The organism is Sneathiella marina (genome assembly GCF_023746535.1).
Classification (GTDB): domain Bacteria; phylum Pseudomonadota; class Alphaproteobacteria; order Sneathiellales; family Sneathiellaceae; genus Sneathiella; species Sneathiella marina.
The window spans coordinates 3,286,994-3,313,375 of sequence record NZ_CP098747.1 but is presented as its reverse complement, the minus strand read 5'-3'; the positions used below and the strand labels follow the sequence as shown (position 1 = coordinate 3,313,375).

Annotated in this window: 26 protein-coding genes; 16 read left to right on the top strand and 10 right to left on the bottom strand. The window is 50.5% G+C overall.

Translation table 11 applies throughout. From position 1 onward, the window contains the following. Positions 1-96 precede the first annotated feature (96 nt). Entirely contained in the window at positions 97-1,032 is a 936-nt protein-coding gene (locus tag NBZ79_RS16035) for a GlxA family transcriptional regulator (RefSeq protein WP_251933557.1), read from the top strand. A 9-nt stretch (positions 1,033-1,041) separates the two neighbouring features. On the opposite strand, the gene bhcR is transcribed toward NBZ79_RS16035, so the two are convergent. Beyond that, the gene (gene bhcR / locus NBZ79_RS16030) at positions 1,042-1,869 is read right to left on the bottom strand and encodes an HTH-type transcriptional regulator BhcR (protein WP_251933556.1); all 828 of its coding nucleotides are present in this window, start codon (positions 1,867-1,869) and stop codon (positions 1,042-1,044) included. Positions 1,870-2,090: 221 nt separating this feature from the next. Between bhcR and bhcA the strand changes: the two genes are divergently transcribed. The 4 genes from bhcA to bhcD are packed head-to-tail and all read left to right on the top strand — an operon-like array spanning position 2,091 to position 6,408. After that, the gene (bhcA, locus tag NBZ79_RS16025) at positions 2,091-3,281 is read left to right on the top strand and encodes an L-aspartate--glyoxylate aminotransferase BhcA (RefSeq protein WP_251933555.1); all 1,191 of its coding nucleotides are present in this window, start codon (positions 2,091-2,093) and stop codon (positions 3,279-3,281) included. Positions 3,282-3,288: 7 nt separating this feature from the next. Further along, complete coding sequence (gene bhcB / locus NBZ79_RS16020; RefSeq protein ID WP_251933554.1) at positions 3,289-4,260, top strand: beta-hydroxyaspartate dehydratase BhcB; 972 nt, start codon at positions 3,289-3,291, stop codon at positions 4,258-4,260. Between the two features lie 15 nt (positions 4,261-4,275). Next, entirely contained in the window at positions 4,276-5,430 is a 1,155-nt protein-coding gene (locus NBZ79_RS16015) for a DSD1 family PLP-dependent enzyme (RefSeq protein WP_251933553.1), read from the top strand. Between the two features lie 12 nt (positions 5,431-5,442). Next, positions 5,443-6,408 (top strand): iminosuccinate reductase BhcD, encoded by a 966-nt coding sequence (gene bhcD, locus NBZ79_RS16010; RefSeq protein ID WP_251933552.1) that lies wholly within the window; start codon positions 5,443-5,445, stop codon positions 6,406-6,408. A 13-nt stretch (positions 6,409-6,421) separates the two neighbouring features. On the opposite strand, the gene NBZ79_RS16005 is transcribed toward bhcD, so the two are convergent. Then, positions 6,422-7,321: a LysR family transcriptional regulator gene (locus NBZ79_RS16005; protein ID WP_251933551.1), complete on the bottom strand. Its 900-nt coding sequence runs from the start codon at positions 7,319-7,321 to the stop codon at positions 6,422-6,424. 216 nt (positions 7,322-7,537) lie between these two features. Between NBZ79_RS16005 and NBZ79_RS16000 the strand changes: the two genes are divergently transcribed. From NBZ79_RS16000 to NBZ79_RS15985, 4 genes are read left to right on the top strand one after another with little or no spacing between them, the layout of a single operon-like run. Then, on the top strand, positions 7,538-8,461 hold the full coding sequence (locus NBZ79_RS16000) for a membrane dipeptidase (protein WP_251933550.1): 924 nt from the start codon (positions 7,538-7,540) through the stop codon (positions 8,459-8,461). Next, positions 8,458-10,158 carry a hypothetical protein gene (locus NBZ79_RS15995; protein WP_251933549.1) on the top strand — a complete coding sequence of 567 codons (1,701 nt, stop codon included), beginning with the start codon at positions 8,458-8,460 and terminating at the stop codon, positions 10,156-10,158. The genes NBZ79_RS16000 and NBZ79_RS15995 overlap by 4 nt, the downstream gene beginning before the upstream one ends. Then, positions 10,128-10,790, top strand: coding sequence for a DUF3726 domain-containing protein (locus NBZ79_RS15990; RefSeq protein WP_251933548.1), 663 nt, complete (start codon positions 10,128-10,130; stop codon positions 10,788-10,790). Before NBZ79_RS15995 ends, NBZ79_RS15990 begins: the two co-directional genes overlap by 31 nt. A gap of 12 nt (positions 10,791-10,802) precedes the next feature. Continuing rightward, the gene (locus NBZ79_RS15985) at positions 10,803-11,810 is read left to right on the top strand and encodes an Ldh family oxidoreductase (protein WP_251933547.1); all 1,008 of its coding nucleotides are present in this window, start codon (positions 10,803-10,805) and stop codon (positions 11,808-11,810) included. Between the two features lie 14 nt (positions 11,811-11,824). Here the strand turns inward: NBZ79_RS15985 and NBZ79_RS15980 are convergent, their stop codons facing one another. The 4 genes from NBZ79_RS15980 to NBZ79_RS15965 all read right to left on the bottom strand — a co-directional run bounded on the left by NBZ79_RS15980 (position 11,825) and on the right by NBZ79_RS15965 (position 15,738). Continuing rightward, positions 11,825-12,544 (bottom strand): haloacid dehalogenase type II, encoded by a 720-nt coding sequence (locus tag NBZ79_RS15980; RefSeq protein WP_251933546.1) that lies wholly within the window; start codon positions 12,542-12,544, stop codon positions 11,825-11,827. A gap of 76 nt (positions 12,545-12,620) precedes the next feature. Then, entirely contained in the window at positions 12,621-13,826 is a 1,206-nt protein-coding gene (locus NBZ79_RS15975) for a CaiB/BaiF CoA transferase family protein (RefSeq protein ID WP_251933545.1), read from the bottom strand. A 16-nt stretch (positions 13,827-13,842) separates the two neighbouring features. After that, positions 13,843-15,009 carry an acyl-CoA dehydrogenase family protein gene (locus NBZ79_RS15970; protein ID WP_251933544.1) on the bottom strand — a complete coding sequence of 389 codons (1,167 nt, stop codon included), beginning with the start codon at positions 15,007-15,009 and terminating at the stop codon, positions 13,843-13,845. A gap of 3 nt (positions 15,010-15,012) precedes the next feature. Then, positions 15,013-15,738, bottom strand: coding sequence for an IclR family transcriptional regulator (locus NBZ79_RS15965; protein ID WP_251933543.1), 726 nt, complete (start codon positions 15,736-15,738; stop codon positions 15,013-15,015). 175 nt (positions 15,739-15,913) lie between these two features. Between NBZ79_RS15965 and NBZ79_RS15960 the strand changes: the two genes are divergently transcribed. After that, positions 15,914-16,363 carry a MaoC family dehydratase gene (locus NBZ79_RS15960; RefSeq protein ID WP_251933542.1) on the top strand — a complete coding sequence of 150 codons (450 nt, stop codon included), beginning with the start codon at positions 15,914-15,916 and terminating at the stop codon, positions 16,361-16,363. Next, the gene (locus tag NBZ79_RS15955; protein ID WP_251933541.1) at positions 16,360-17,259 is read left to right on the top strand and encodes an HpcH/HpaI aldolase/citrate lyase family protein; all 900 of its coding nucleotides are present in this window, start codon (positions 16,360-16,362) and stop codon (positions 17,257-17,259) included. The genes NBZ79_RS15960 and NBZ79_RS15955 overlap by 4 nt, the downstream gene beginning before the upstream one ends. A gap of 177 nt (positions 17,260-17,436) precedes the next feature. On the opposite strand, the gene NBZ79_RS15950 is transcribed toward NBZ79_RS15955, so the two are convergent. Further along, positions 17,437-18,156: an FkbM family methyltransferase gene (locus NBZ79_RS15950; protein WP_251933540.1), complete on the bottom strand. Its 720-nt coding sequence runs from the start codon at positions 18,154-18,156 to the stop codon at positions 17,437-17,439. Between the two features lie 2 nt (positions 18,157-18,158). After that, a complete protein-coding gene (locus NBZ79_RS15945; protein ID WP_251933539.1) occupies positions 18,159-21,641 on the bottom strand; it encodes an HAD family hydrolase in 3,483 nt (1,160 codons plus the stop codon). A gap of 197 nt (positions 21,642-21,838) precedes the next feature. Between NBZ79_RS15945 and NBZ79_RS15940 the strand changes: the two genes are divergently transcribed. The 4 genes from NBZ79_RS15940 to NBZ79_RS15925 all read left to right on the top strand — a co-directional run bounded on the left by NBZ79_RS15940 (position 21,839) and on the right by NBZ79_RS15925 (position 24,441). Beyond that, positions 21,839-22,054 (top strand): hypothetical protein, encoded by a 216-nt coding sequence (locus tag NBZ79_RS15940; protein ID WP_251933538.1) that lies wholly within the window; start codon positions 21,839-21,841, stop codon positions 22,052-22,054. A 163-nt stretch (positions 22,055-22,217) separates the two neighbouring features. Next, positions 22,218-22,922 carry an ABC transporter permease gene (locus NBZ79_RS15935; RefSeq protein WP_251933537.1) on the top strand — a complete coding sequence of 235 codons (705 nt, stop codon included), beginning with the start codon at positions 22,218-22,220 and terminating at the stop codon, positions 22,920-22,922. After that, on the top strand, positions 22,916-23,632 hold the full coding sequence (locus NBZ79_RS15930; RefSeq protein ID WP_251933536.1) for an ABC transporter ATP-binding protein: 717 nt from the start codon (positions 22,916-22,918) through the stop codon (positions 23,630-23,632). The genes NBZ79_RS15935 and NBZ79_RS15930 overlap by 7 nt, the downstream gene beginning before the upstream one ends. Then, a complete protein-coding gene (locus NBZ79_RS15925; protein ID WP_251933535.1) occupies positions 23,629-24,441 on the top strand; it encodes an ABC transporter substrate-binding protein in 813 nt (270 codons plus the stop codon). The genes NBZ79_RS15930 and NBZ79_RS15925 overlap by 4 nt, the downstream gene beginning before the upstream one ends. Positions 24,442-24,465: 24 nt before the next feature. Here the strand turns inward: NBZ79_RS15925 and NBZ79_RS15920 are convergent, their stop codons facing one another. Further along, the gene (locus tag NBZ79_RS15920) at positions 24,466-24,993 is read right to left on the bottom strand and encodes a hypothetical protein (protein ID WP_251933534.1); all 528 of its coding nucleotides are present in this window, start codon (positions 24,991-24,993) and stop codon (positions 24,466-24,468) included. 288 nt (positions 24,994-25,281) lie between these two features. On the opposite strand from NBZ79_RS15920, the gene NBZ79_RS15915 reads away from it, so the two are divergent. Further along, entirely contained in the window at positions 25,282-25,899 is a 618-nt protein-coding gene (locus NBZ79_RS15915; RefSeq protein WP_251933533.1) for a DUF4136 domain-containing protein, read from the top strand. 11 nt (positions 25,900-25,910) lie between these two features. Here the strand turns inward: NBZ79_RS15915 and NBZ79_RS15910 are convergent, their stop codons facing one another. Then, positions 25,911-26,375 (bottom strand): DUF3237 domain-containing protein, encoded by a 465-nt coding sequence (locus tag NBZ79_RS15910; RefSeq protein WP_251933532.1) that lies wholly within the window; start codon positions 26,373-26,375, stop codon positions 25,911-25,913. Between the last annotated feature and the right edge of the window lie 7 nt (positions 26,376-26,382).

Sequence of the window (26,382 nt, the reverse complement as noted above, 5' to 3'; positions counted from 1 at the left end):
TCCCTTTGACTTTTTAAAAGAATACCGTGAAATTGAAAAAGCAGGTTGATTGAAAAACGATATTTGTTGATCAAAAGTGACGGAGAATTTGAGAAAATGAAAACCGTGGGCATCGTTTTGTTTGACGGGTTCCCGATGATCTCGCTGTCATCGATCATCGAGCCCTTGCGCATTGCCAACCGGGAGAGCCGCGTTCCGGTTTTCGAATGGCACCTGATAACCGAGACAGGGGAGGCGGTTCGTTCTTCCAGTAACATTGAAATTTCCGCCGATCATGGCTTCGATCATGCCTATTTACCGGACATCCTGCTGATCCTGGCGTCGTATTTTCCGGAAAAGACTGTTACCCGGCCGGCAATTGGATTTGTTCGTAAACATGCGGCGCGCAATATTCTCCTCGGCTGTGTTGACACGGGGGCCTTGTTGATGGCCGAAGCCGGGATTTTGAAAAACCGCAAAGCCGCCGTTCATCACGAAAGCCTGAAAGCCATCCGCGACCGGCATCCGGCGCAGATCTTTATCGACCGGCTGTTTGATTTTACCGATAATTTCTGTTCCAGTGCGGGGGGCGTGGCAACGCTGGACATGACGTTAGCCTTGATTGCCTACTGCGAGGACAAGAAGCTATCAAAAGCGGTGGCCGAGGCGCTTAATTATCGCCCCCTGACCACATCGCTGGCGCAAATCGAACTGGGACAGGACTGGTCGGTCGCCCGGCTCGACCGGCGATTGGCACTGGCCGTTGAAATCATGCAGGACACATTGGACGCCCCCTTGCCGATCGCGGAACTGGCCCGGAAAACGGACCTCAAGGGCTGGCAGTTGCGGCGGAAATTCCAGAAATTCTTTGGCGAGACCCCGGCCCGGTATTATTTAAATTTACGGCTTGAAAATGCCCGGGCCCTCTTGAAAAACTCCCCGGCATCGGTCGGGTATATTGGCACCCAATGCGGTTTTACCAATGTCGAAACCCTGAGCAGGAGCTATTTGAAGAAATATGGCATTCAACCTTCCAAAGACCGGGATTACTGATCTGGCTCTCTAGGCTTTGGGGGCTGTTCCGCCGATAAGCGCCGTTATTTCCGCTGCCGCCTGTTTAACCTTGGGCGCCAGTTCCGCAATGCTGGTATCGGGGAAGCGGGCGGTGGGCCCTGAAATGGAAATACCGGCAATTGCTTCGCCATGATAGTTATGGATCGCCGCCGCAATACATCTCATGCCCGAATATCTTTCCTCGTCATCGAAGGACCAGCCCCGTTTGCCAATCTGTTCAAGGTCCGAAAAAAGCGCATCGGCGGAAGCCAGGGATTTTTCCGTATATCGCTGCAATCCCCTTTTTTGCAGGATCAGCTCGACAGTTTTTCGCGGAAGTTCCGCCAGCAAGGCCTTGCCGATCCCCGACGCATGGATGGGGCCGCGGGTGCCGGAGCTGAAAAAAGCGCGAATGGGGTTAGGGGTTTCCACCTGGCTGACAAAGACAACCTCGCCATCATCGGCAATGGCGAGATTTGCGGTCTCTCCCGTCTCCTCCATCAGGCGGCGCATGACATCCCGGCCCGCTTCCACCAGATTGGTTTGCTGAACAAAGGCGTTGCCGATGCGAAAGGCCTCAACACCGATCATCCATTCCTGTGTATTGGGATCAAACTCGACGAACCGGTGTTTTTGCAAGGTGATCAATAACCGGTGGGCAGAGGAGGGCGGAAGGCCGATTTGCAGGGCCAGTTCCGTTAAGGTTGTTTTCCCCATGCGCTCCATGGTGTTTAAAAGGATCAATCCGCGATCCAGGGCCTTGACGGTGGCGCCTTGTCCTTCTGAAGGGCTGGATCTGGGGCGGCCGCGAGAGCGTTTCGGCGTTGGTTGCTGCATTATTGAGGTCTCTTTCCGGGCTATCAAACTCACCTTTTTCACCATATCGGCAAAAAATTATTTTTTAAAGAAAAAATATTCTAAAAAATTGAAAAATAATATCATGAATATAATCAAATAGTTAATATATTATTGTATTAAAATGGAAAAATATTTCAGAAAAATTGCAAAAATAATAACCGGGGTTATACTTAAAGCCAGACAACGAAAGGGGAAAGAAAATGAGCTGCCAAAATCCTGTTTTTATTCCCGGGCCAACCAATATCCCGGATCGATTGCGACGCGCCATGAATGTGCAGACAACAGATCACCGTGCGCCGGATTTTGTTGAGTTGCTGATCCCCATGCTGGACGACCTGAAAAAGGTGTTCAAGACGAAGAGCGGATCCGTGATCACGTTCCCCGCCAGTGGAACCGGTGGCTGGGAAGCGGCAATCACCAATACATTGTCGCCCGGCGACAAGGTTCTGGTGGCGCGCTATGGCATGTTTTCCCATCGCTGGATTGACCTTTGCCAGCGGCATAATCTCGATGTGGACATCATTGATTGCGACTGGGGGGAGGGGGCGCCGGCGGATCTGTATGCGGACCGCCTTGCCGCCGATAAAAACCATGAAATCAAGGCTGTCCTGGTGACCCATAATGAAACGGCGACGGGTGTCGTCAGCGACATCGCCGCCGTGCGCGGTGCAATGGACGCGGTTCAGCATCCGGCCCTGCTCTATGTGGATTGCGTCAGTTCCCTGGCCTCCATGGATTTCAGGATGGATGAATGGGGCGTCGATCTTGCCGTTTCCGGCTCGCAAAAAGGCTTTATGCTGATCACGGGCATGGCCATCGTCGGTGTCAGTGAAAAAGCCATGAAAGCCTGCGAGACAGCGACTTGTCCGCGCTGCTTTTTCGACTTTCGTGACATGATAAAGGCCAATTCAAACGGGGGCTATCCCTATACACCGCCCTTGCAGATTATCCATGGGATGCGCGAAAGCCTTCATATGCTGTTTGAGGAAGGGCTCGATAATGTCTTCCTCCGGCATACACGTATTGCCGAAGGCGTGCGGCGGGCGGTGGGCGCCTGGAACATGCACCTGTGCGCCCGCGCGCCAGAGCTTTATTCCGATACGGTCAGCGCGATCTATGTGCCCGATGGCTTTGATAGTGATGTGCTGACCAATCATGCCTTCGATAATTACGGTGTCTCTTTCGGGGTGGGGCTTGGGCAGATGGCCGGCAAGGCCTTCCGGATCGGGCATCTGGGGTCGCTGACCGATGTCATGAGTCTGTCCGGCATTGCAACGATCGAGATGGCCATGAAGGACCTCAATTACCCGATCGAGCTCGGCTCCGGGGTTTCCGCGGCCCAGGAATATTACCGGCATTCCACTGATATGTCGAAACAACATGCGGCGTGAGGGACAGATGAAACAGCATACTTCCCTGACTGTCCCGGGTTTTGACGATGTCATTGCCGCGCATGACCGCATCGCATCGCATATTCACCGGACACCTGTCCTGACCTCGCAATTCTTCGATGACATGACGGGTGCCAGTCTGTTTTTTAAATGCGAAAACTTTCAAAAAGCCGGCGCGTTTAAAGCCAGAGGCGCCGCCAACGCGGTATTCGGCCTCAGCGACACGGATGCGGCGGCGGGTGTTGCCACGCATTCTTCGGGAAATCACGGGCTGTCGCTCAGCTATGCGGCCGGACGGCGGAATATCCCGGTTACGGTGGTCATGCCAAGAACCGCCCCGGACGCCAAAAAAGCGGCGGTCCGCGGATATGGGGGCCAGGTGGTGGAATGCGAGCCCAGCACCTCCTCCCGGGAAGCGGTGTTCGCCGAGGTTGTGGCCAAAACCGGCGCCGATTTCGTGCATCCGTACAACGATCCGCGGGTTATTGCGGGGCAGGCCACCTGCTCCAAGGAGCTGGTGGAAGATGTCGCGGATCTCGAGGCGGTGGTTGCGCCCATTGGCGGCGGCGGCATGATTTCCGGCTCTTGCCTGACACTCTCGACCCTGTCGCCGGACACAAAGATTTTTGCGGCGGAGCCTAAAAATGCCGATGATGCCTATCGATCCTTTAAATCCGGGCATATCATCGCCGATGACGCGCCGGACACCATTGCCGATGGTCTGAAAGTCCCGCTGAAAGACCTGACCTGGCATTTTGTCTCCCGGCATGTGGCGGATATACTTCTGGCGACGGAAGCGGAAATAGTCGATGCCATGTATTTGGCGTGGCAACGCATGAAGATTGTGATCGAGCCCAGCAGCGCGGTCGCCCTTGCAACTATCCTGAAGAACAAGGATCAGTTCGCGGGCAAACGTGTGGGCGTGATCTTGACGGGTGGAAATGTGGATCTGAAAAATCTGCCCTGGATGAAGTCCTAATTACAGGAGGAAAGAATGAACTCAATGACGAAAATTACCGATCCTGTTGTCGGTTTCAATGTGCCAGCCGCCGTCGGCATGGCGCTGGAAGAGGTATCGACCCCAGCATTGATTGTTGATCTCGATGCGTTTGAAAGCAATGTCGCCTATATGCGTCAATTCATTGAGGCACAGAATATCCGCCTGCGGGCCCATGCGAAAACCCATAAATCAGCAGATATTGCGCTGTACCAAATGGCCCATGGCGGGGCCTGCGGTGTCTGTTGCCAGAAGGTATCCGAGGCAGAAGCGATTGTCGCCGGGGGCGTCCAGGATGTTCTGGTGTCCAACCAGGTTGTCGATCCGCGCAAAATTGACCGGCTTGCCCTTTTGGCGGGTCAGGCCAGAGTTATTGTCTGCGTTGACGATCTTGGCAATATCGACGACCTTTCGGCTGCGGCAAGCAAAGCCGGCACGACGTTGGAATGCCTTGTCGAGATTGACTGTGGCGCGGGTCGTTGCGGTGTGCAATGGGGAGAGCCCGTTGTCGCGCTCGCAACAAAAATCGCCGCCAGCGACGGCTTGAAATTTGCCGGCCTGCAAGCCTATCAGGGGGCGGCTCAACATATGCAGGATTTTGGCGAACGCAAAGCCAAGATTGACACGGCGATTACCCAGGTTGCAGATACGATCGAGATGCTGAAAAAAGAGGGGCTTGAATGCGACATCGTTGGGGGCGCCGGATCGGGGTCCTATTACTTTGAAGGCAGCTCCGGCATCTATAATGAAATGCAATGCGGGTCATACGTTTTCATGGATGCCGATTATCAGCGCGTAAAAGATGAAAACGGGAACTTCATTTCAGAATTCCAGAACAGCCTGTTTATCTGGACATCCATCATGTCCAAGACAAAAGAAGAGGTCGCGATTTGTGACGCCGGGCTGAAAGCGCAAAGCGTTGATTCCGGCTTGCCGGTGATCTTCGGCCGAACTGACGTGGAATATATTAAATGCTCCGACGAGCATGGCGTTATTTCAGACCCCTCGAATGTCTTGAAGCTCAATGACAAGCTGAAACTTATTCCCGGTCACTGCGATCCTACCTGCAATGTCTATGACTGGTATGTCGGCGTGCGCAACGGAAAAGTTGAATGTCTGTGGCCCGTAACCGCCCGCGGTCTGGCATTATAGAAAGAGGTTCGGATGCTTGTCGTTACGGAAGAAGTGTGTCGGGAGGTTGTTGGACGTGATGACGCCTTTACGGCCGTTGAAAATGTCTTCGCGGCCATGGCAAAGGGGGATGCCTATAATTTCCCCGTCATTCGCGAAGCCATTGGTTATGCAGAGGCGCTTTACGGATTTAAATCAGGCTTTGATCGCCAAGGATTGGCATTGGGCCTTAAATCCGGGGGCTATTGGCCGGGGAATAGTGACAAGGGGCTCACTAACCACCAGTCAACCGTATTCCTGTTTGATCCGGACACAGGTCAATTGCGCGCCTTGGTGGGTGGAAATTACCTGACGGCTGTGCGAACGGCGGCGGCAAGCGCCGTCTCCATTTCACATCTTGCCCGGGAGGATGCCAAGGTGCTCGGGATGGTTGGCGCAGGCCATCAAGCCGCGTTTCAGCTACGTGCCGCAGCGGAGCAAAGAGATTTTGAGAAGGTGGTTGCATGGAACCTTCATCCGGAAATGCTGGATAGCCTGGGAGACGTGGCCAAAGATCTGGGCCTTCCCTTTGACGTGAAGGAGCGGGAACAACTGGCTGCCGAAGCCGATGTTATCATCACGATCACATCGGCGCATGAGCCCTTGCTGATGAAGCAATGGATCAAGCCCGGAACCCATATAGCCTGTATGGGCACGGACACCATAGGTAAGCAGGAAATTGATCCGGCTGTGATGGCCGCAGCTAAGGTTTTTACAGATGAAGTCGCGCAATCCGTAACCCTTGGCGAATGCCAACATGCGATAAATGAAAAGCTTATTCTCAAAGATGATATTACGCCGATTGGATCGGTCATCAACGGATCAGCTCAAGGGCGGAGCTCTGCGGAAGATATTACTGTCTTTGATGGTACCGGTGTCGGATTGCAGGATCTTGCCGTCGCACATGTCGCTGCCAACCTCGCAGAAAGCCTGGGAAAAGCTCAAGAAATATCATTATAGAAAATTTAACCGGTTAATAGGACGTAAGCTTCAACCGTTCCGTGAGGCCAGGCATTTCTTCCAGCAAGAATTCGAGAAAGGCTTCTGCGATCGGGTTACGGGTTGTCCCGCGCCGTTCGATCAACCCGACAGTCCGGCTCACAGAGGTATCCGCAATTGGTAAAGCACTGACCCCCTCCGGTAATTGATTGGAAGCCAATGCAGGAAGTATCGTAATACCCAAACCAGATTTTGCATGAGCCATCAGGGAGCTGACATTGCGTATGGTGAAGGACGCCTCGTCTTTCAGCTTTTGATATCCCGGTGCCAAAATAGAATCCGAGGCGCCATTGAGGATCAGAGCTTCACCTTCCAGATCTGTCCATTCAAGGGGGGTCGATATCTCCATCAGGCGATTGGTGGAGCTGCAAATTACCTTATATCGATCGCGAAAGAGGGGAACAAACGTCAGAAGGGCGTCGGAAGGCGGCTGGCCGGCAATTCCCATATCCGCCTGCCCGGTTTCAACCATGGCGGCGACACCATGTGAGTCGTCATCAAACAGCTCGATTTCTACATCAGGCCTGCTGGCGACAAAAGCCGGCATCAAAATTGGGATCAGGGTGGTTGCGACGGAGGGGACCGACGCCAGACTTAGATTGCCAATTCGATTGTCAGCGAAGGCGTAGATTTTCCGAATGGCTTTGTCATAACCTGCAACTTGCAGACGCCCGGTGTCCAGCATGAAAGTACCGAGTGCCGTCAGGCTGCTTTTTCGATCAGAGGCAAAAAGCGGACTACCGATCTCATCTTCAAGCTGCTTTAAGGTCATGGATACGGCGGACGCTGTCCGTCCAAGCTTGCGGGCTGCCTCTTTTATATTGCCAAGTTCGGCGACAGAAATGAATACTCGCAAAGCTTCAAGTTTTATCATTATCCTCAATTTCAATTTTATTGAAGTAGATAACAAAAATATCTGTTTGATTGCCGTCTTACAATAGCTGAATTTACTTTGTTCATTGTAAAAGCCTCACATACGGATTCCTGATGGAATTTTACGAAGGTGGCTGGATAAGGGAAAGAAATGTCTAATCAGCTGAGAATCGATTGTCTGCAATATTCGAATTGGTCAGAGGAAATATTTCGACAAATGAAGGAAGGCGGGGTGCATGCGGTGCATGTGACAATCGCCTATCATGAAACCTTCCGGGAAATGGTTCTGGCAATCGAGCAATGGAACCGGTGGTTTGAACAATATCCGGATCTTGTTTTCATGGGACGATCAGCGGCGGATGTAAATCGTGCAAAGCAGGAAAAACGCACGGCGATATTTTTCGGGTTCCAAAACCCATCGCCGATTGAAGATGATATTGGTTTAATCGAAATCTGCCATACCCTTGGCATTCGCTTTATGCAGCTCACCTATAACAATCAGTCTTTGCTGGCGACCGGTTGTTATGAAGAAGAGGATAGCGGCGTTACCCGGTTTGGACGGCAGGCAATTGCGGAAATGAACAGGGTCGGCCTCGTGGTTGATATGAGCCATTCTGCAGAACGCTCGACACTTGATGCCATTGACATATCCTCACGGCCCATTGCCATCACCCATGCCAACCCGGCCTGGTGGCATCCGGCGCTTCGGAACAAGTCCGATGACGTGCTAAAAGCGCTGACCGGGTCCGGCGGCATGATCGGATTTTCCATTTATCCCCATCATCTGAAGGAAAGCTCAAATTGCTCGATTGAAAGTTTTTGCAACATGATTGCCCAAGCAGCCGAGCGGTATGGCGTTGACAGTTTGGGTATTGGCTCGGACTTATGTCAAAACCAGCCAGATAGCGTTGTAACCTGGATGCGCAATGGCCGGTGGTCCAAGCAAATGGATTACGGCGAAGGCTCCGCATCCAACGCGGGGTTTCCGGACCAGCCGGGCTGGTTCAGGGATAGCCGGGATTTCAACAACATTCCCGGGGGTCTGACAGCAGCGGGCTTTGCGGAAGCAGAAGTTGACGCTATCATGGGCGGTAACTGGCTGCGCTTTTACGAAAATTCCTTTGGGCCTTTACCCGTATGACCATCGCCACGCATAATGACCCGCTTTTTCCGCAGACGGCCCTTCGTGCGCCCGGTGAGGTTATGCGTCTGGACAGGATGGGGGCGTTTTTCCCGACACGCTTGAGTTTTATGCGGACATTGATCCGGCGTCTTGCCCAGGAACAAGCCGTTGTCAGCCGCCCTGTTTGGGAAATCAATAGGGAAGGTTTCGGGCATGCCGTTTATTCCCTCTCTCTTTCCGGCCATGTCTATAGCCTGATCGCTTTTTCAACAGCCTTGCCCGAAGACAAACGTACGGATCGGGTTATTGCGGAGGCCTGGGATTCGTCCTATGTCTTGTTTGACGGGGTGCCAACGGATGCGGACATCGCCAGGCTGAAGATCAATACACCAAAGCAAGAGGCGGGCCGGTTCCAGGCACAAGACCTGATATTAAGCAGAGCCAACAAGTCCGTCAGGTTGTTCGATCATGTGGTTGAAAGCCTTGCTGCCGGCAGGCAACCGGATCAATCCATGTTACTGTCCATCGGTTATCTGATGCGAACAACCGCTGTATATGGCAATGGAAAATTCGGCATTGCGGATCGGTCAAGAATTGAAGATCGACCGGGATTGAAAGGTCCCTTTCAAGCAGAGATGCTGACCGTCTGGCTTATTCGCGGATTTACCCACGATCTCGTCGAGCATGTGGCCAGCCTCAAATCGCCCGAAACATTCTCCCCCCTTGATCCGGACAGTAAACGATATCTTGGCATAGGAAATGCGACCGGATTGGGCATGGCGCCTTTTTTGGTCAGCCATCCAATTCTGATCAATAACTGGATGCTTGTAAGAGAAACAGCCCTTGCCCGGGTGCGGGCAATTCCGACGGCTGAAGAGGCGACGGTTCAGGCTATTCGCCAACTGATGGAGAGAGCGAAACGGCATCTTGATCAATGGAATGTTATTGACGCCATCCAGATGGCAAAAATCGAGAAATTACGGGCTGAATTTTCCTCGGTGATGGATTTGATGACCCCTTCCTGGTTGCGCGAACCAAACCCCTGGGACAGGCTCGTCAGGGACGTATCTTCCCTGTCTTTTGAATGTCAGGAACTGGTTGTTGCCCTGGTCCTGGAGCCCCATGGTTCCTTGATCGACGGATTGACCGACTGTATGGCAAGTGACCAAATTCCACAGTTGAATCCCGCCATGTCTCTTGACCAACTGAAATCGGTTCTGACCGGGAATTATGACTGGGCGTTAAAGGTTGATTTATCGTCGCAGGAAGAAACGCGTCTTTTTTGGTATGTATCGGAAGAGAAACTTGAGCCGAGACTGGGCGACAGATATGAGGAAGCCGGTGCAGAACTTGAAATGCCCTTTGACATTTGCCGGCAAGTTCAGGAATTGCGCCGGGATCTTGAAGAACTGCCGGGTGAAAATTCCGTTGCCGAGCTATTGCTTCAGCATCCCCATTACCGGCATATGGTGCGCCGAATTCAATGTTCTGAAAAATATCCCTATTCGGAAATTCATGACAATCTGATCGCAGCCAATTGTCTGCCGATCAATATGCTTCGGTGTAAGCTCTCGTTTTTTGGGGCGTCAAAATTTGATCCTAAATCGGACCGCTGGACCCGTATTACCTTGTATCAGGGGGCGCCTCTGTTTGATGAATTGCACGGCAGGGACGCGGATGATTGGTGGCTTCCCGTCTTTGGTGCGGTGTCATGACATATTCCCTGAATGAGATTGGCTCCCTGTTCAGAAAAGCCGGCATCGGGGCAGGGCTGCCCAGCGGGCTGGCGGAAGATGTGAGCCGCGCTGGTTTGTGGCTCCTGGTACGGGGGCTGGCGGGAGATGAGGCTGTGTTTCAGGGTATTCACAGTTTCAAGCCGCACAAGTCGCGGACAAGAACCGAGGGCAAGGACATAAAAATTGACCCGTTCTGTTCGGCCCTGGACGGCCTGTCGGTATTTGATCTTGCCGCGGCCTCGCCCTCCGGTTTTCGGGCCAGTTTACGCAAAATTGATACCCCGATGCTGCTTCTGGGCATGGCGGGAATAGCGGCAAAGGATTACGGCTTACAGATTACAATCGAGTTTTCGAACCAGTCGTCTTTTTCCATTGATGCGAACGGATCCATATCAACTGATGTCCCTGTTCCCGGCCAGGGCGTGGATGCGGTTCTGACTTGTGGGCAAAATGGCACAAACCAGGAAAAGCCTCAAAAATTAAACCCTACGGTCCATGTGCAGGACAGAACGCATAAAGAACTATTGAAACTTGCGGCAAAAACATATGTTCCCGCGACCGCGGCTTCGCGGGAAAAAGGCGCCGGTGCGGGCCTCACAGACAACGATTAAAAGGAGATATGAATGTCGGGTTCTATTTTGACACTCAAGGAAATAGAGGATCTTGCGACGGCGGCACTTGTGGGGGCCGGGGCAAGCCAAGGGAGTGCGGCCGCAGTTGCCCGGTCCACCGTAAAAGCCGAACGTGACGGCATTCGAAGCCATGGTCTGATGTATGTGCCGATTTACGCCGAACATGTTGTCTGCGGGAAAGTGAACGGATTGGCGGAACCGGTTGTTGAACATTCTCATCCCGGTGCCGTCAGGGTAGATGCCCAATCGGGCTTCGCCCATCCTGCCATTGATGCGGGCTGGTCAGAATTTACAGGGGCAGCACGCGAAAACGGGGTCGCTGCTCTTACAATATATAACTCCTATAATTGCGGCGTCCTGGGGCATCATGCAGAACGATTGGCGGAAGAAGGATTGCTCGGCCTGTGTTTCACCCATGCACCGGCCTCCATTGCCCCGGTAGGCGGGAAAAAGGCTGTCGTGGGAACGAACCCGTTCGCGGTCGGTGTACCGGACGGCGAGGGCGGCGCGGCGATCTTGATAGATCAATCCGCCAGTGTCATCGCCAAATCTGAAATTATGCTCCGCGCCCGTCAGAACGAACCCATAGAGCCTCACTGGGCGCTGGATGCGGAAGGACGGCCAACAACAGATGCTGCCCTGGCGTTAAAAGGATCAATGGCGCCCTCTGGTGGCTATAAGGGGTTTGGCATTGGCCTGACGGTTGAGATCCTGGCGGCCTGCCTTGCGGGCGCTGTCCTAAGTAAGGATGCCAGCCCGTTTTCGGGAACCGCAGGCGGCCCGCCCAGTACCGGGCAATGTTTTATCGCCTTTGATCCGGCGGCCTTTTCAGGTGCCTTGTTTTATGACCGAATATCCGCTCTGACGGACGCCATTTCAACACAGGAAAACGCCCGGGTACCGGGATCCCGGCGGATACAAAACCGGATAAGAATTGAAAATGAAGGTGTATCCGTTGACAAGGATTTACTGGATAGAATTAACGCTTTCAACAAGTGACGTTGCGGGGCCGGTTATCGATCGGCCCGCAAGACCCGGTCCAGCTCGATAAAATCAGAGACATCATAATCAAAGGCGATCGGCTTTTCCTCTTGCGGGACATTGGGGCCAAATTCAAGGAGCCGATTAACATAAGCGGTTTTGAAACCGGCGTTTTTTGCAGCCGTCAGATCCTGGGCGTGACAGGCAACCATCATTATCTCTGCCGGTGGCAGCTGCAGGAGCGACGCAGCGTCGAGATAAATTGTGGGGTCCGGCTTTACCTTCTTGAAAAAATCTGCCGAGATAATGCCGTCCCAGGGCAACCGGTTCCGCTTGCTGATGTCCAGAAGGCAGCGATAGTCGCCGTTGGAGAAGGGCATGATCATGTAGTTTTCCTTCAGCAACGAAAGCCCTTCTACGGCATCGCTCCAGACATCCAATCTGTTCCAGGCAAGATTGAAATGATCAATCTGGGCATCGGTTAATCCGCTGACGCCATATTCTGCCAGTAGGGAAAGCAGCTTGGTTTTATGAATGGTCGCTGTCGGCGTTATCTCCATTTGACCGGAGGAGATGGCCTGTAATGCGGCCATATATCCTTCAAGCCGCCATCTGGTAACAAACTCTCCCCAGGCAAGCTCTATGCCGGTTTCCCGACTTAACGCTTCTCCTTCCCGGGTGACGGAGGAATACCAGTCGGTAACCGTGCCGAAGACATCAAAACACAGAACTTTCACAGACGCGGCGATCATGGCATTCCCTTTGTCACTATTATTTTGCGGCTAAAATACGCAGCTGCAAAGGTGATTGCAATGGCATCTTGGCGACTTATTGTGACGGCCCGTTAATTACCTTTGACGCAATCAGCCCGTCAATTTGGGTGTTTGTATATCCCGCTTCACGCAAAATTTCCTGGCTATGCTCCCCGAGCATTGGAGCATGCTGGGTCGGGGTTGGCTGTGTTCCGGACCAGCTGCTTGGAACAGCCATGTCCCGTATTCGACCTTCCGAGGGATGATCAATGGTTGAAAAGAAACCAATCGCTTCCAGATGCGGATCGGTAAGCAAACTGTCCGGTGTGTTCAGGGGCATGGCGGGTATATCCGCTTCATCGAAGAATTTAAGCCAGTCAGCGGTCGTCCGGGTTGTCAGTAACTCCGCGAGCTCCCTATAAATGGCGGCGATGTTGGCGGTTCGCGTGGCCATGCTTTCATAGCGTGGATCGCTCTCGTATTTTTCAGCTTGGCCAAGCTTTTCAAAGAAGGATTGCCAGTGCCGGTCTGTATAGACCATGACGCAAATATACCCGTCCTTGGACTTATAGGGGCGCCGGTCCGGGTTGAGCATGCGCTTATATCCCAGCGGGCCGGTCGGCGGCTCGAAGGTATGGCCGCCCATATGGTCGGCCAGCACGAAACTTGCCATCATCTCAAACATTGGAAGATCGATACGTTGTCCCTCCCCGGTTCGGCATTGGTGAAAAAGGGCGGCGTTAATCTGGCCAACGGCCCAGAGGCCGACCCCGCGGTCAACGATTGCGGTTGGCGCGTAAACAGGGTCACTGCCGTCTGCCATATGTGTGAGCCAGGGCACTGAAACAGCGCCCTGGATCAAGTCGTCGAACGCCGGTTTATGGCCATACGGCCCGTCCTGCCCATAGCCGAACAAACCGGCATAAATAATCTTCGGGTTGATTTCTTTTACAGTCTCAAAGGAAAGACCCAGGCGTTCCATCACCTGGGGTCGCCGGTTATAAACCAGCACATCGGCGGTCTTCAGCAATTCCAGGACGGCTTTCAACCCCTCCGGATGCTTGACATCAAGCTGGATACTCCGTTTGCTTCGATTGCAGTTCAGGTAAATCGCTCCCATGCCGGTATTGCGTTCAGGCCCGATACCCCGGACGGGGTCTCCGCCGGGCGCTTCCACTTTAATGATATCCGCGCCCATATCCCCCAGTATTTGGGTCGTGTAGGGCGCCATGAGCATGTTTGAAAAGTCGATGATTTTAACGCCGTCAAGAGGTCCGGTCATATTGTCATTCTCGTTTTTAGTAGGATTTTGGGAGATCGAGCGCGCGCTCGGCCAGGTAGCTTAAAATCAATTGCGGGCTGATGGGGGCGAGGCGGTGGATCATGCATTCACGTAAATAACGTTCAACATGATATTCCTTCGCATACCCCATGCCGCCATGTGTCATCACAGCCGTCGTACAGGATTTATAGGCAGCTTCGGCCGCAAGATATTTTGCGGCGTTGGCTTGCAGCCCGCATTCCTCACCGGCGTCATACATTGTGGCCGCCTGAAATGCCATGAGATTGGCCGCCTCAAGCTCTGCCCAGCTTTCCGCAAGCGGGTGCTGTATGGACTGGTTCATGCCGATAGGGCGGTTGAAGACGACACGCTCGCGTGCATAATCCGCACCTCTTTTCAACGCGCATCTGCCAAGGCCGACCATTGAGGCGGAAATAAGAATGCGCTCAGCGTTCAGCCCGTGAAGCAGGTAGCGAAAGCCCTTGCCCTCTTCACCGATTAAATCTTCTTTCGGGATTCTCAAGTCGTCAATGAACAACTGGTTTGAATCCACACATTTACGGCCCATTTTATCAATGGGGCGGACTTCGATATGGTTGCGATCCAGGTCTGTATAGAAAAGCGACAGGCCGTTAATGGGTTTATCGGTTTCTTCTTCACGTGTGGTTCGGGCGATCAGCAGCATTTTGTTGCATTGCTGAGCCGTAGACGTCCAGATTTTTTCTCCATTGACGACATAGTGATCACCATCGCGAACAGCGCGGGTTTTAAGTCGTGTCGTATCAAGGCCGGTATTTGGTTCCGTCACCGCGAAACAGGCGACATCCTGCCGCTTGATAATGGGGGGTAACCATTTTTCCTTCTGTTCTTCCGTGCCGAAAACAACGACGGGATTGAGGCCAAAGATACCAATTATTAAGGCGGCAAACCCGGCATTGGCTGCCCCTGACTCGGTGATCGCCTGAGCCATCACCGCGGCATCGGCGATGCCAAGGCCACTTCCGCCATATTGTTCGGGCATGGCGATACCCATAAATCCTTCATCGGCGATTGCCTGGCAAAAATCTTCAGGAAATTTTCCGTCTGTGTCGCGATCAAGCCAGTATCTATCGTCGAATGGTTCGCAGATACGTTGGATGCTCTCGCGGATTTGCTGTTGTTCTGGCGTGAGTTTGAAGCTCATTTTTTATTCCTTTTTAGATTTTCCGCCGATAAGCAAGCTGCAGTTTTTAGCAGCTTGTTCGAGTAGGGGTTCGATTAAATAAGCGTTTTTTGCCATCCGCCCGGAGGGGCCGGCGATGAGCAAAGACGCGATGACGTCTCCTTCGCTGGAATAAATGGGGGCGGCGATGCCGCTCGCGCCCTCAATTCGTTCGTCCTGTGTGTAGGAAAGACCTTGACTGCGAATATATGACAGCTCGTTTCTTAGATCCTCAGCCTTGGTGACCGTGGAGGGTGTGAAGGCTTTCCGGCGCTTTTTTAAATATGTGTCGAGCCGAGCCTCGTCAAAAAATGCCAGTAATAATTTACCCATGGCGGTGCAATACAGATCCCGCCGTTCGCCGACAGAAACCGCATAGCGAATAGGGTTTAGGCTTTCCACCCGATCCAGGTAGGTCACAAGCTCAGCATCAGAGGCGAGGGCACCGAGGACTGCCGTTTCACCAGTGTCCAAAGACAGCTTTTCAAGTGTTGGCCTTACCAGGGTTACCAGCTCCCGCCCGGCGACTGCCTTCATGGCGAGCGACAGAAACTGCGGGCCGAGGAAATATCGGCCGCTGTCGTCTCGGATGAGATACCCCTCATCCGTCAATCCATTTAACAGACCCACGAGGCTGGTTTTTGGTGCGTCAGCCTTAAGGGCGAGTTCAGAAAGTGTTGCGCCAGCGGGTAACGCGGCGAGGGATTCCATTATCAGGAATATTCGACTAACGGACTGAGGAACCGCTCTGGAGGGCGAAGAAGTGCTATTCCCATGTGTGGATATTTTACGCATATACGAACGTTATACGAATATATATACAAATGGCAAGTAATTTGCTAAACAGGTTTTGACACTAATTAAAAATCAAAAAGGAAAATCTTTCATGTCGGGTTTATATTATGAAGAGTTTGAAGTGGGTATGGAATTCAATCATGCTCTGACGCGTACTGTGACGGAAATGGACAACATCATGTTTTGCGCCATGACCCATAATCCGCAACCGCTCCATCTGGATGAGGAATTTTCCAAACAGACTGAATATGGCCAGCGAATTGTAAACAGCCTGTTTACGCTTGGCCTTGTGATCGGAGTGACCGTTGCGGAAACAACTCTTGGAACAACTCTCGGAAATCTCGGGATGACCGATATCCGGTTCGTGAAACCGGTCTTTCATGGGGATACCATCCGCGTCGTAACCCGTATCAAGGACATGAGAGAGAGCAAGTCCCGCCCAACGGCAGGTCTGGTCGTGTTCGAGCATTTCGGCTTTAATCAGCGGGATGAAGAAGTCTGTTACTGCGTACGAACAGGATTGATGAGGAAACGGCCATGACCCTTATTCGATCCTGGTTATTCGTCCCCGGAGATAGCGAAAAAAAACTTGAAAAAGGAAGAGGGAACTCTGCGGACGCCTTGATCCTGGACCTGGAAGATTCTGTCTCGGATGAGCGGCAGGAAATTGCCCGTGACATGGTTTGCGCCTTTTTGAAAGCTAATCCGGATCGGCGGCGCCAGAAACTCTGGGTCCGCATTAATCCGCTGGATACTGAATTGTCTCTGCCAGATCTAACAGCTGTGATGGCAGGTGCACCAGACGGTATCGTCTTGCCCAAAGTGTATTCTGCAAAAGATGTAAACACATTGGATAATTTTCTAACGGCCCTTGAAACCCGTGAGAATCTTGAGCTGGGGTCGACGAAAATTCTGAGCGTAGCAACAGAGACCGCCGCGTCCCTTCTTACCTTTCATACATATCTTGAAAATATTTCCGATCGCCTGGTCGCCATGACCTGGGGGGCAGAGGATTTAGCGGCCGCGCTGGGGGCCAGTGACAACCGGCATCCCGTGAGCGGAGAATATGATGATCCGTTTCTGATGGCGAAATCCCTCTGTCTATCGACTGCCCGCGCCATAGATGTTCAGCCGGTGGGTGTGGTATTTGTGAATTTCCGCGATTTGGAAACATTGGCGGCAGATTGTCTGCGTGACCGGCGATCCGGATTTGTCGGGAAGATCGCAATTCATCCGGCTCAGTCAGACGTGATCAATCAAGCCTTTACACCGTCACCGGAGGAAATTGCCCATGCCCGCCGGGTCATTGATGTTTTTGAACAGAATCCGGGCCTCGGAACAATCGGGCTGGACGGAATGATGCTCGACATGCCGCATCTCAAACAAGCGCGCAATCTGTTGGATCTTATGGCACAAATAGAGGCATTGGAGCAATGAGCGGTTAATTTCACGCAATTCGGTACTCTGCTTATACAGAGGACCGTTTTGCCAACAAATATCAGGCATCTGGAGATCTGCAGATTTTAAAGCCGGGGAAATGACCGATGATGTAATATTTCTAAGCAACAAAGCCTAGATCGGTCTTACTTCAGAGAAAGAGTCATTGCCTTGGGGTTACGTTTCGCTCAAGAAAATCAAATTGACCCGGCCACAAAATGCTAAATAATAGCCTTTCTTTTGCATCACAAGGGTTAAGCTGTCTTTCAAGATTCCATGTGATGGTGAGACATATTCCACAATCAGAATATCGGGCCGGATTTGGTCAAGGCTTAACCTTTCCAACACCTCCATCTCGTACCCTTCCACATCGAGGCTGATTATATGCAGCTTATTTTGAAAATTCTTTTCAATGATCGAATTGACATCAACAAGAGGCATATCAAGAGATGAAACTGCCGTTGCGCCCAGGCCACCATGCTCTTTCCAACTGACGTGAAATGACTCTGAAAATGAACTTAATGCATCATTTTCAACTTCGTAAAAAGTGGCCGCATCGCGTTCATCGAACTTCGCGCCTGCCAAAATAAACTGATCTCTGGGTCGGCACTTTTGAAACAAAGGAGCAAACTTTTGGTTTGGCTCGATCACCACTCCCGAAGCCCCTTTCTTGTAGAAAAGATAGGTATTGCTCCCGTGAACAGGATGATTAGCTCCGATATCAAGATATGTCCACGACCCCGGACGCTCGTTAGGGTAGCGTGTAGATAGCATTCCTTCAATGATCAGGTCTTCAGCATGCTGGGCAAATGAAACCGGCGAAGGCTCTGGAAAAAGAACATCCGGCAATCCAAGATCTTCGAGTTCGGCTTTAACGATGGGATTCCGCAATTTCATGCCTATACAATTTGGCCAATTCGACGAACGAAAGAGTGCGGGGAATCCTTAAAAAAAGTATAAGGATCACGATCAAATTTGTTGAGCAAGCGATCGTTACAAAAGCCGGCGACAAAAACCCTGAATATTTTCGTTTTGACTGCGGAAGGAAATTTCTGCCGCCGGCCTGACAGTTCGGTCGAGGTTCCACTATTTTCATGTGTTAGCGCAACCGCTCCTTCACGCCATATATTAGACTTGGCGCGGCCAGTTCTTTGGTCGAGATCGATAATCCGTCGCGGTTGATGGCCCCCATAGCCATTGTCAAACACCAATCCGGCCAGAAGCATTGCCTCATATTTCGTTGGAGTACGCAGAACTTCAGCCAAGAGGAATGACAGCATCTGCGGTTCAATCGATGTGTGCTCATCAATGACGCTACAGTATTTTTGCCAGTATTGTGAAAACTCCAAGGCTCCCTCATGCAAATCAGAAATGGTTGCAAAATGGCTTCCATTTACAGAATTATCGTGAAGAACATGCACGACACCTTCTGTCTCATGATACCCTAAGGCACTGCCAACATGTTCGTTTATCATTGTTTCAATGAGCAGATTATATCGCATCAGCGGATCCGACTGACTAAATTTTGATACTTGATTGGACAGATAGAATGCCTTGCAACCCTCAACCGGATTGCGTCCCAGAGCATCGGAGTAACTCAAAAAGAAGCGTGGTATCAATGGTTGCTCAAAAAAACTCGATATTTTCTTATGGATTGTGCCCTTGTAGCCAAAATCAACCGCGATAGTTTTCCGTTGAGTATTACATCCCCACTGCGTCAAAGCTTTCTGAAAAACGCGTCGTTTCTCATCTAGACGACATTGAACTGCACTCCAATTCAGTTTGGCACTGAATATCGCTATCCGATAGATCCCATAGGCCGGGAGGTCACCTACCTTTATGCTTGCGACCGGTTTGTCTGTCCAGTTGTTGAGTTCCGCAATATCGATTTGCGACTCTTCCAGATGAAAGCGGCGTTCGAACAATGTCAAAAGTGGCTTGGATTTCTCGAAGTCATCAATACGGACATTGTACATATCTTCAGCTGTTCGAATGTCGAGACCGCTGGATGCAAGACGAGATATCGGCAAATAGCATATGGTGATATCAGTGAGGTTTGCATTATCGAGAATTTGACGTGCCATTTTATAAGGCAATGTCGTATCTCGCGCAAAAAAGACGATTTGTTCGCAGCCGTTTTGGCGTGCCTCATTAAGGATCCATTTTGAAAAGAAATGCATTAACGGACCCAGCAACAAAAAGCCCATTTCATGTGCATTGGCGATAAGTTGACTTTCCGAGCTATCCAACTGCCGGCTACCGCCAAATTTAAGGAAGTGGTTGCCGAAACCTGACAATATAGTGCTCACCACAAAAGATTCGTTTATTGCTCCAAGATTAAATTTTCGTGCTTTAATCAGATTCCTTATATTAACAGGTGCTGCCGGGAGGTGATGCGCGTCCCAGCCATGTGCTTTAGCCATTTTAAAATCGCCATGCTTGTTATCGCCAACATGACAAGTTGTTGATTTATCAAGATTTAAGGTTGTCTCGACATATTTAAACAATGAGCCGCTGTGTTTTTTCAGCCCGATATCGCTTGAGACGAAGAGATGATCCCACCCGACGACGCCACACTGTTTAAGAACCCGTTCAACGAAATTTGATGGATGGATGAAATCCGAGAGGATGATGGTTTGCTTCCCCGCAGCAACCGCTTCATTGAACAGTCTGACGCCTTCTTTTCGAGGGATGAGGCACGCAAGCTCTGTTTCTTGTTCAATTGCGACAAGTTCATCTGCCAATTCTACGGAAAGCCCATAATCACGCAACATTGCACCATAGACTTCGCTAATTAGCATTTCTTCAGATGCTTCTTGTATCCCGCGGTCTCGCTGGAACCTTATCAGACGCTCAATTCCTACGCGTGATTTAGAGAAGGTTGCGATGAAATATTCACCCAGGATATCGGCATGGCTTGAGCGAAGTTTTGATTGCATCAACTCAAATACATGAGCAGGGCTGAGGACAGTTCGACAAACGAGCGTATCAAAAACATCAAACGATACTGTCTGAACCGGTTCTGCAGTCACCGCTTCAATCAGAGAATTGACGCGGCGATCATGCGGTAATTGTCTATGCGGATACGCTTTCGTAAATAGTTGTGTGCTCCGCTTGAGTGTTGATTTCTTTGTCATCAATTGGATAGTATTTCCGACGGTCTCAAACGATGGAAATCGTTCAATTCCGGCTTCGCCGCGCCGTTCAACAAACTCATTTAATATTGTAACAAGGTAGCTTGGATCAGTAAGTAACCGATCGTGCAGAAAATTTGTTCGACCGAGATATGCAGCCATAAACGAGTCCCGCGATCGGTTCGGTACTTTATCAAAACCGGCAAGGTCGTTGCTGTCTGCTAAATAAGACAAGTGCGACTGCGATGGCGAGATTAGTTTTTTTCCAAAAAACTTGGCTTGTAAGCCAATCGTGCTGGAAACCGAAATAACGGTATCTGCACCAGGCAATAGATATTGAGTGATATTGTCGAGTTTTTCTAAGCGTCCATCATAAAGGAAGTTCGGGTAGCGTGCACGAAGGTAAGCTAGATTGTGTTCGTGAATCACGTATTCGCTGACCAGACTCCCGATATATTGTGTGTAGATCGCGGAGTTTTCTGTCGGGATGTGACGCTGTACATCTGCCAATAGCTCGAATTGCGTTTCATAATGTGTGTTGTCGCACCAGCCGAAATATTGCGAGATTTGTAGCGGCACCAAAGTGGATTCTGCCAACTTGGCTTTCTTCAAAACATGAGCCAAGGCGGAGGGGACGTTTAGTGAACTGTAGTGCTCTTGATATAAGTCGCGTATTTTGATGTGGTTGCCCAATATCTCGTCTGAAACTTGGAGAGTTTCAACATCGTTTCGCGAAAACCAACAACTTGAATAAAGCCCGACCGGATCAAACGAGATCATTTTAGGGTATGGGGGCCGCATAAACATACCCGGCATTATGTCGAGTACTGTCGCTTCAGGAAATAGAGATCGGAAAACACCCGTGGGGGCCTCCCAGGAAATTATGATATCGGGTGTCCATCCATCCAGTGCGCTCAAGATGATCTCATGAATTTCATGGAGCCGATCTTCAGGCAAGGCCTCGTGATAGGATTTTATCATGAAGTCTTCAGCTTGAAGAGCTGTAAGCCGTTCCTCATCAAGTGTATGTATCGTCGGGCAGGATTTTCCGGTGGCTGCGGCGTCCTTCAGCAGTTGCTGAGTAATATGCGCGCTGGCCATAATACGAGCTGATACGCCCTTTTGCTTTTCAAGAAGGCGCGCAATTGGCACCAATGTTCCGTTATAACTGCCGTGCCGAAAACCCGGTTGTCCCATATCCACGCCAAGGTTTGAAAGCAGCAGGACCTTTGAAAAATTGCTTATCATATTTAATTTGCTTCGTGCTCAAGTTGAAATAAATCTCAAAAATAGAAAAATTCTAATATGTGTATGTGTAATATCTTTTTGGGTATGAAATTATCCATTGGTACTTAGCAATATTTTCATCCCAGTCAATCAGAGCATTGTAATGATCATGATACTAAAAGCGGTTTTTCATATTTTCAGGCTTGGCATTCTCTTTCTTGGCTGTGACACACCTTCCCTCAGACGCGATCAATCAAGCCTTTACACCGTCACCGGAGGAAATTGCCCATGCCCGCCGGGTCATTGATGTTTTTGAACAGAATCCGGGTCTCGGAACAGTCGGGCTGGACGGAATGATGCTTGACATGCCGCATCTCAAACAAGCCCGCAATCTGTTGGATCTTATGGCGCAAATAGAGGCATTGGAGCAATGAGCGGTTAATTTCACGCAATTCGGTACTCTGCCTATACAGAGCATTGTTTTGCCCGCAAATTTCAGGCATATGGAGGTTTGCAGATTATAAAGCCGGGGAAATGACCGATGATGTGCCGTGCCTTTGCAAGACGTTCAAATTTCGCCTGTGAGGTGATCGGTCAATGAATGATCTGACCGAAGGGTTGGTGGCGGCGTTTAGGCTCGTGGTCACGCTGGATTCCGATTTGATCGAGATATCTCTTCGATCTTTGCAGGTAACTGTATCAGCCGTCGTCATCGCGGCAATTGTCGGTCTTCCCTTTGGCGCCTGGCTCGCCGTCACAAGATTCCGGTTTCGGCGTATCGCAATTGCCGTCCTAAATGCCATGATGGGTTTGCCGCCGGTCGTTGTTGGCCTGATTGTCTATATTCTGCTTTCCCGGTCGGGGCCGTTCGGCGTCTTCAATCTCCTCTTTACGCCAACAGCGATGATAATTGCGCAAGTGGTTATTGTGACACCCATCATTGCGTCTCTGGCTCATCAGGGGCTTCGCGATTTATGGTTCAATTATCATGATCTACTGATCTCCCTCAACACGACTAAATGGCAGCGTATGAAGGCGCTGCTTTGGGATGGCCGGAGGTCTCTCATAACGGCGTTGCTGACCGGTTTCGGCCGGGCGATAGGGGAAATCGGCGCCATCATGATCGTCGGTGGCAATATTGACCATTTAACCCGGGTCCTGACAACCGCCATAGCGCTGGAGGTGGGGCGGGGAGATTTTCCCTTGGCGCTTGGCCTTGGGTTTATTCTGATTTCTCTCGCCATTATTATAAATCTGGCTATCCATATTTTGTCCAGGACGGAACGGGAGGGTAGATGGTGACGTCAATTTTTCCGCTTCAGATCAGGGATGCCTGTCTTGAAAAATCAGGAACACAAATTATTGGCCCAATCAATTTAGAAATTTTGGACCGGGGATGTACGGTTGTCGTCGGGCCAAATGGATCGGGGAAGACAAGTCTTCTTCGGCTGATGCATGGACTGGAGAAAGCGAGCCAGGGGTATGTGAAGTGGAATGTGCCCCGTGCCCAAGCCTATGCTTCACAATGCTATGTGTTTCAAACACCCGTTATCATGCGGCGGTCTGTCAGGGACAATATCGCCTATCCGCTCCTCCTACGCGGGACCCAAAGAAAGACGGCACTGAAGGAGGCTGATAAATGGCTGGAAAATGTTGGCCTGGAAGCTTCAGGCGAGAAAAAAGCTCATGTTCTCTCTGGCGGGGAGCGGCAGAAGCTGGCGCTGGCGCGGGCCCTCATTACAAATCCTGGAATTCTATTTCTTGACGAGCCGACGACAAACCTGGATGGGGCTTCTACTAAGGAAATTGAGCGTCTTATCGGACAGGCGCAGGCGGCAGGAACCAGGATTGTTATGGCGACACATGACTTTGGCCAAGCCCGGCGGCTTGGAACCGACGTTCTGTTCATGTATCGCGGTCGTATCCACGAAATATGTGCTGTTGACGATTTTTTCCCCACGCCAAGCACAGAGGAAGCCAGGGCTTTTATTGGCGGAGAAATTGTGCTTTGAAGAAAATCTCTCTGCTTATTTCAGTTATTTATCTATCATTTTTAAATGCGGGCCTGGCTGCGGATCTGAAACTCGCTGTCACAACATCTTTTCATAATTCCGGCTTATCCGAAGTGTTATTGCCGGAAATAAAGAAAGATCTCGACCTGGACGTTCATTTAATCGTTGTGGGAACAGGGCAGGCGTTAAAACTGGGCCGTGCCGGAGATGTCGATGCCATACTGGTGCATTCCAAAATGGCGGAAGAAGAATTTGTGAGAAATGGCTATGGCTCTCATCGCCGGGAAATCATGTTCAATGATTTTATCCTGATCGGGCCCGTTACGGATCCGGCGCAAGCCGCGAAACAGGAGAGTGCTGTCTCGGCGTTAAGGGCAATCGAGAAAAACCGCAATCTTTTCGTCAGTCGGGGCGATGACAGTGGCACCAACCGCAAGGAAATCGCATTATGGGTGGCAGTGGGCCGGGAGCCAGCAGAATTTCCTGCGTCCTGGTATAGGGCTACCGGTGCGGGGATGGGGGCTACTCTAAATACGGCAAGCGCCATGGACGCCTATGTTTTCGCAGATCGCGGCAGCTGGCTCAATTTTGAAAATAAGCGAAATCTGGCTGTTATCTTCGAAGGAGATCCCGTTCTGTTCAACCAGTACAGCTTTATCCCGGTTAACGCCGCCCGTCATCCCCATGTGAAACACGATCTCGCCCTAAAGCTTGAAAACTGGCTCGTTAGTAAAAAATCGCAAGCCATGATCGGAAATTACAAAATTTCAGGGGAGCAGCTTTTTACTCCGAATGCGAAAACTAACTGAGTATTTTACAATAATGCCGTAATTTTAAGCGAACACATTTTCGTTCGTGAACGGGAAATGGACGAGCACTTGTTCGGCTTCGTTCCTCTTCAAAATAATTTTCCATTCCAACACGAAGACGAAAGGTGCTTTGGGGGCAGAAAAAACCAGTTCCCCGGTGCTGAGATTCATATAAACAATTTTATGTGGCATATTCCCGGATTTGATTGTCAGATAAGACCCATCCATATTTTCAATCACAATGCCGGGTTTCGGCCAGTATTCAGGCTTGAGCAACATTGATTTTGTTGAAATCGTATGACGGAAAAGCGGATCAGCAACTCTATAGGCCGTTTTGCCCAATATGGATCTCGCTTCAACCATGAGAGGGAGCTTATTATCGTCCTGATATCCGGGTGTGAAAGAAATAATGTAATCTGATATTTGAGAGTCGTTCTCTATCAGATAAGCTTTGACACATCCTCTGATCGTCTCTCCAATTTGCGCGAAGAAGAAATCGCCGTATTTAATATCTGATAGAAACGCTGGTTTTCCAATTGGTTCTATAATCATTATATATGCCTCGATAAATTAATTGGCGTCTGAAAGTATTTTTCCCTTTTAATAAAAGTAGAGACTGACAAGATTAACAGCTACTTACAGGCGTCACTGGTTTTATATTTCGAATTAGATTAAAAATTATCCGAAATTGTATCTGTTTCTGCGCTATTTGTAAAAATATTCGGCAGATATGGTTAATTTCGCTCCCAGAGAACACCATTTAGTGTGAATTGAAGAATTGTTATTGAGGCCTACTCAATAATGTTCCACAATTCCGGGCACCTTACCAGGAGACTAGGTATGAAAGCTCTATTATTCATTGCATTGGCAACGATATTAGTGGCGTGTGGAACGCCGGCAATTGATGCCAATATAACAGCGTTTTACACACCGGAAGTACAGAATATTGCCTCGAAGACAATTACGGTTCGGGCTCAACCGGCTTCGAAGGATTCGAGTTTGGAATTCAAATCCTATCGCCCTAAAATAGAAAGCAAGCTCCGACTGGTCGGGTTTGATATTGCAGAACCGAACGAAGATCCGGATTTTGTGGCCTATGTTTCCTATGGAATCGATGGAAAGGAACAAAGATCTTCAACCACGTCCGATCCTTATTTCGGGTCATTTGGCGTGGGGGTTGGCGTTGGACGTGCCCCATTTTATGGAGGGGTTGCGCGTAGCTATAATACGCAAACCTGGGAGGAATATAACCGATTTATTTCTTTGGACATAGTAGAAGGCGCATCGGTTGGATCGGACAATCCGGTCCGGATTTACGAAGGACGGGTTCAATCAGTTGGAAAATGCCCAACTTTGGCCGGAGTTTTTGATGGCGTACTCGATGCAATGTTTGAGAATTTTCCGGGCTTGAACGGAAAAACAACTTTCATCTCTATACCCTGGGATGGCTCTTGCTGAACAACCGTTGATTATTCTATGAGAAAGACATGATATGTCGGGCCGGCAGGATTTCGAACGCCGTTTGCTACAAAAAGATTTTTGTTTAGCCAATCATGTGGTCCGGCAGAAGTTTCAAAGATTGGAGCCATCTTGAAATAATATTCGCTGGGATCGACTGGTTCCCCCTTCGCCATTCTATCCATCACATCTTTGGGGCCGTGGCGCATTCCTCTATAGGTCACATAGATCAAACCGCCGTCGTCCGCTTCAATCGTGAGCCTGACATCAAGCTGCATTACCCCGTCATTGCGGAGCAATAACCAATCCCCTCCACCGGCGTGGATTTTCCCTGAAAGCATTGGGCCAGTAACTTCACCGCCCGTAACTTCAGCAATAAGTCTGTCACCATAAGGTGTTTTCCCCAGGTTGGTAAGCGGCATCTTGACGTTCAAATGCATGTCGAAGGCGGGTGTAAGTGTTAAATCGGCCATCATTTATTCC

Coding starts and splice junctions, on each gene's coding strand:
- NBZ79_RS16035 (WP_251933557.1), top strand. CDS start 97: ATGAAAACCGTGGGCATCGTTTTGTTTGACGGGTTCCCGATGATCTCG.
- bhcR (WP_251933556.1), bottom strand. CDS start 1,869: ATGCAGCAACCAACGCCGAAACGCTCTCGCGGCCGCCCCAGATCCAGC.
- bhcA (WP_251933555.1), top strand. CDS start 2,091: ATGAGCTGCCAAAATCCTGTTTTTATTCCCGGGCCAACCAATATCCCG.
- bhcB (WP_251933554.1), top strand. CDS start 3,289: ATGAAACAGCATACTTCCCTGACTGTCCCGGGTTTTGACGATGTCATT.
- NBZ79_RS16015 (WP_251933553.1), top strand. CDS start 4,276: ATGAACTCAATGACGAAAATTACCGATCCTGTTGTCGGTTTCAATGTG.
- bhcD (WP_251933552.1), top strand. CDS start 5,443: ATGCTTGTCGTTACGGAAGAAGTGTGTCGGGAGGTTGTTGGACGTGAT.
- NBZ79_RS16005 (WP_251933551.1), bottom strand. CDS start 7,321: ATGATAAAACTTGAAGCTTTGCGAGTATTCATTTCTGTCGCCGAACTT.
- NBZ79_RS16000 (WP_251933550.1), top strand. CDS start 7,538: ATGAAGGAAGGCGGGGTGCATGCGGTGCATGTGACAATCGCCTATCAT.
- NBZ79_RS15995 (WP_251933549.1), top strand. CDS start 8,458: ATGACCATCGCCACGCATAATGACCCGCTTTTTCCGCAGACGGCCCTT.
- NBZ79_RS15985 (WP_251933547.1), top strand. CDS start 10,803: ATGTCGGGTTCTATTTTGACACTCAAGGAAATAGAGGATCTTGCGACG.
- NBZ79_RS15980 (WP_251933546.1), bottom strand. CDS start 12,544: ATGATCGCCGCGTCTGTGAAAGTTCTGTGTTTTGATGTCTTCGGCACG.
- NBZ79_RS15975 (WP_251933545.1), bottom strand. CDS start 13,826: ATGACCGGACCTCTTGACGGCGTTAAAATCATCGACTTTTCAAACATG.
- NBZ79_RS15970 (WP_251933544.1), bottom strand. CDS start 15,009: ATGAGCTTCAAACTCACGCCAGAACAACAGCAAATCCGCGAGAGCATC.
- NBZ79_RS15965 (WP_251933543.1), bottom strand. CDS start 15,738: ATGGAATCCCTCGCCGCGTTACCCGCTGGCGCAACACTTTCTGAACTC.
- NBZ79_RS15960 (WP_251933542.1), top strand. CDS start 15,914: ATGTCGGGTTTATATTATGAAGAGTTTGAAGTGGGTATGGAATTCAAT.
- NBZ79_RS15955 (WP_251933541.1), top strand. CDS start 16,360: ATGACCCTTATTCGATCCTGGTTATTCGTCCCCGGAGATAGCGAAAAA.
- NBZ79_RS15950 (WP_251933540.1), bottom strand. CDS start 18,156: ATGAAATTGCGGAATCCCATCGTTAAAGCCGAACTCGAAGATCTTGGA.
- NBZ79_RS15945 (WP_251933539.1), bottom strand. CDS start 21,641: ATGATAAGCAATTTTTCAAAGGTCCTGCTGCTTTCAAACCTTGGCGTG.
- NBZ79_RS15935 (WP_251933537.1), top strand. CDS start 22,218: ATGAATGATCTGACCGAAGGGTTGGTGGCGGCGTTTAGGCTCGTGGTC.
- NBZ79_RS15930 (WP_251933536.1), top strand. CDS start 22,916: ATGGTGACGTCAATTTTTCCGCTTCAGATCAGGGATGCCTGTCTTGAA.
- NBZ79_RS15920 (WP_251933534.1), bottom strand. CDS start 24,993: ATGATTATAGAACCAATTGGAAAACCAGCGTTTCTATCAGATATTAAA.
- NBZ79_RS15915 (WP_251933533.1), top strand. CDS start 25,282: ATGAAAGCTCTATTATTCATTGCATTGGCAACGATATTAGTGGCGTGT.
- NBZ79_RS15910 (WP_251933532.1), bottom strand. CDS start 26,375: ATGATGGCCGATTTAACACTTACACCCGCCTTCGACATGCATTTGAAC.